Annotated in this window: 4 protein-coding genes, 1 tRNA gene and 2 pseudogenes; 1 reads left to right on the top strand and 6 read right to left on the bottom strand. The window is 50.6% G+C overall.

Annotated elements, in window-relative coordinates:
* The coding region (locus HMPREF2935_RS06635; protein WP_141756029.1) for a DUF3662 domain-containing protein at positions 1-377 on the bottom strand (377 nt) is incomplete at its 3' end.
* A gap of 190 nt (positions 378-567) precedes the next feature.
* Between HMPREF2935_RS06635 and HMPREF2935_RS06630 the strand changes: the two genes are divergently transcribed.
* Positions 568-652 (top strand) — tRNA-Leu (locus HMPREF2935_RS06630).
* A 659-nt stretch (positions 653-1311) separates the two neighbouring features.
* Here HMPREF2935_RS06630 and HMPREF2935_RS06625 read toward each other — a convergent pair.
* The 5 genes and pseudogenes from HMPREF2935_RS06625 to HMPREF2935_RS13545 form a co-directional block, all read right to left on the bottom strand.
* Positions 1312-1740 carry a hypothetical protein gene (locus tag HMPREF2935_RS06625; RefSeq protein WP_070732492.1) on the bottom strand — a complete coding sequence of 143 codons (429 nt, stop codon included), beginning with the start codon at positions 1738-1740 and terminating at the stop codon, positions 1312-1314.
* A gap of 165 nt (positions 1741-1905) precedes the next feature.
* Positions 1906-2196, bottom strand: a pseudogene (locus HMPREF2935_RS13840) (ATP-grasp domain-containing protein); the annotation flags it as partial.
* Positions 2197-2312: 116 nt separating this feature from the next.
* Positions 2313-2672, bottom strand: a complete 360-nt coding sequence (locus tag HMPREF2935_RS06620; protein WP_070732490.1) for a DoxX family protein — start codon at positions 2670-2672, stop codon at positions 2313-2315.
* Positions 2669-2965 (bottom strand): hypothetical protein, encoded by a 297-nt coding sequence (locus HMPREF2935_RS13550; protein ID WP_246817796.1) that lies wholly within the window; start codon positions 2963-2965, stop codon positions 2669-2671. The genes HMPREF2935_RS06620 and HMPREF2935_RS13550 overlap by 4 nt, the downstream gene beginning before the upstream one ends.
* Before the next feature lie 170 nt (positions 2966-3135).
* Positions 3136-3252, bottom strand: a pseudogene (locus HMPREF2935_RS13545) (hypothetical protein); the annotation flags it as partial.
* Positions 3253-3445: the final 193 nt, after the last annotated feature.

Below are 3445 nucleotides of genomic sequence, written 5' to 3'. Positions count from 1 at the left end.
TCGTGATCAATAAACGAAGACACTCGAAGCTGTCCTGTACGTAATCCTGATTCCTCCGCGATGCGTACGATGACCGGGCCGGCGAATGACCAGCCGTGGTTTCTAACAAAGCGGGTGAGTTGGTCGGCGAAATCTGCGGGCAGATCTGGGTCACGGGAGAGGTTTTCCAAGTCCTTGGAAGATACGCCTACTGTCATGACGTTGGGGCTGTAGAGGTTCTCGTCATCACCGCGTGCGAGATTGTCCTGCGCCTCCTGTTTGAGGAGCTCTTCAATCTCCGCGGGAACGACCTTGCCTCCGAAGACAAAGGCCATGCCATTGTCCAAGCCTCGTTGCATGGCGGAATCCAGCTTCGCGAGCTTTTCAAAAATTGCCACGTGCTGTCCTCCTTTTCTATGACAGGCTAATTATAGGGTGCCTACCCCTTCTAAACGTAGCCGCGCCGCCTAAAGTTCCGATGCTTTTAGGGGGCTTTTCCCCAGAAAACTTCGTGTTTGCCTGCGGATTTGTAGATTCTTAGCTCCTGCGTGCTAATGTTAATTGGTCGCCAAGACATTTAGGTACCCAGCCCGGGTGGCGGAATTGGCAGACGCGCTGGCTTCAGGTGCCAGTGTCCTTATAGGACGTGCGGGTTCAAGTCCCGCCCCGGGCACGCTGAGCAGTTGTACAAACTGTGACACCGGAGGTAACAAACTCGAAAGGGTTCGTGACCTCCGGCTTCTTTCGTTTTCCGCTCCTTAAGGGTCGAGGATTGAACGTGTGGGGGTTTAGGGTGCCAATCCCGTGTGTGCGTTGAGTTTGTGCGAACATTTAAGGGCTAAGTAGCAAAATGTGTGTCCGCTACGGCGAGTCGTAAGGCAGGGAATTCAAGCCTTTGGGCACCACTGGTATTGAGACACCGCACTTGCAAGAGCGTCACTGCGGCCGTCGGTCGGTGGCTCCATACGCGATGCAAACTGACTCCTGGTGCGGTTTATCTGCCGCGTTGCAGGGCGTCGTCTACTTGTGCAGGGCCAGAGAAAGCTGTTCTGAGGCATCTGGCAAGCAGATACCACCGGCTACCACAGACTTGCATTGAAGTCGGTATTTCGCTTCCCAATCTGGTTTATTTCGTCTTCAGCGAAAGAATCCTACGGTTTTCATATCCTGGCCAGCACTAATCCCAAGAATCAGACACACTTTCTGCTACTTTGAGCACTTTTAATCTGGCCGCATTTCGCGGTGAGAAGAATGCTGCATCTTTGGCAAACGAACGCAGTAGGTGTGAGGTGGTTTCGCTGAGCTCAATTGATGCAACGACAGCGATTAGGACTAGAAAGGATCCAAGTGACAAGGCTTCAAGCGAAAGCCACTAGTCTGTACGTTGTCCCTGCATTGATCAATCAGCAGACTTCTCTCCAACATTGATTTGAAAGCAGAACGAAGCACTGAGGCATTTCTCTTTGTGTCATCTTCGGCAGTTTCGATGAATATTAAGCCGAGTTGTTCAGAGTCGAGTAATGAATTGGTCTCAGGATATGTAACTCCTAGCTTAGCGCTGATCTCCCTTGAAATTACGCCGAGCAGTGATACTGACTGCTGTGGATCGGCCATTTTCTTTATGGTACAGGGATAGGGGAGACTCAGAAACTCAATCGCTGCGCTCATGCTCAATTGATAATGCCTGGGCAATTTCCTGTTCTTGGCGAATCGAACTTCTGCATGCAACTGCGAATCGCCGGTTAATGCAAACGTCTTCATTGGATGCCCTGCACCATGCGGTCTCACACTTAAATCAATCAGACATGGACCTTGAGCACCGATAATGATTTCTGAGTGGACTGACCCATATCGATGCTCGAGGATGTCTAAACATGTGAAGAGGTACCTGGATAGTTCGAAAAGTCCGGTAGAACGTTCATCGAGTCACTCCAAGCTGTCATAAACTATCGCTCCAGTCGACGACGGATGCTTTCTGTAGACACAAACTGCCATTACATGGTGTTGCCCTTGTTGCGCGAATGTGTCGACTATATATTCGTGCCCTTGGACATATTCCTGTGCGATAGCGCAGGCTGGCTGTGCGCCGAAGAATTCGAGCGTATTAGTGATATTCTCGACTACTTCGCACGCTTGGGACGAATCTGAGACTGTTCGTACGCCAATGCTTCCTGCACCTGCGTCGGGTTTAACCACCAGCGGATACTGCAATTCGTGGAGAAGACTGCGATGTGCTCCCGTTGCGACATCTACTGGTGAGAATTTGGGTTAGTGGCTGAAGCTTGAATACGGATGTCTAACTGATTGACAAAGCTACGTTAAACAGTGCCGGCTTATGCTGCAATTGTCACAAGGAGCGCCACTATGGAAAGAATGAGCATGCCTAAACAGTTCAGCCAGAATTCGGTGCCGGTGAATTTGGCTTTCAGGTGTGCGAAGGCTGCGGCAAAGAAATATGCGACGATGCCTGCTAGTGCTGCAATTCTGATCCCGGGCAGCCACAGTCCGATTACTAGCCCGGCAATAGCGACGCATTTGATGTAGATGAGGGCCCACCACCATTGGCGGGGGAATTTCACGCCCGTGAGGCATTTTTCAATGAACTTGGCGGGACGAACCGACAGTATGACGTCGCCTGAAAGAATAACGGCAAGAAGAATGGAAGGCCAGACGGGGGATGTTTCGAGAATCATAGTTGGACTCCGAATGCGTTCTCTAGGTGATTGACGATGGTGCGTGCTTGGTCCTTGAGCTCTTGAGACGAATAGCGCCCAGCGGACCAGCCGATAAGCAAGCCTAGGTAGGCGTGATACAAAACTCCTGCGAGCTCACGAGATTCCACTTCAGTCAACGTTGATGCGGCGAGACGCCGAAGGATTTCTTCCGTGAGCAGTTGTTCCAAGCGTTTGAGCTCTTGGCCTTGATCGCCAAGCTCGATGAGTGAAGATGCGTAAGCGCGAGATAGTTCGCTGTGTCCTGCAAACATCTCCAAGAATGGATTGATGACGGAAATGAGATCTCCGGCCGGTTGAGTTCTGAGCTCGTCATGAATCTTTGCAATCTTGTGGCTGATACTTTGAACCAGTAGTGCACGCTTTCGCCGACAGACATCACAGTGCCAACGCTGACGCCAGCCCTCTTCGCGATTGTTCTAATGCTGGTGTCTGCATATCCCGTAGTTTCGAAAAGTTCGCCTGCGGCGGTGAGCACTTTTAGACGTGTTGCATTCTTGGAGAGTGTTCGTGAATTTTGCTGAATGTGTTCAGTGAACATATTCATAATGCTAGCAGTATTCTCGCCAGTTTGAACATAAAATTGTCGCAATATCATACTTTGCTGTCTGCCAACCCAGATGACGGAGCTGCAGCAGTTGTGGCAAAACGCCTTTGATGATAAATGCCCACTTTGAGTGCGTAATCGCAGATAGAATGACTGAAGCGTCCTGGGTTTAGTTCCGCTTCTTTTA

Origin of the sequence: Corynebacterium sp. HMSC076D02 (assembly GCF_001813815.1) — a bacterium.
GTDB classification, from domain to species: domain Bacteria; phylum Actinomycetota; class Actinomycetes; order Mycobacteriales; family Mycobacteriaceae; genus Corynebacterium; species Corynebacterium simulans.
The sequence above is the reverse complement of the archived record's forward strand: the minus strand, read 5'-3'. Positions and strand labels throughout refer to the sequence as shown.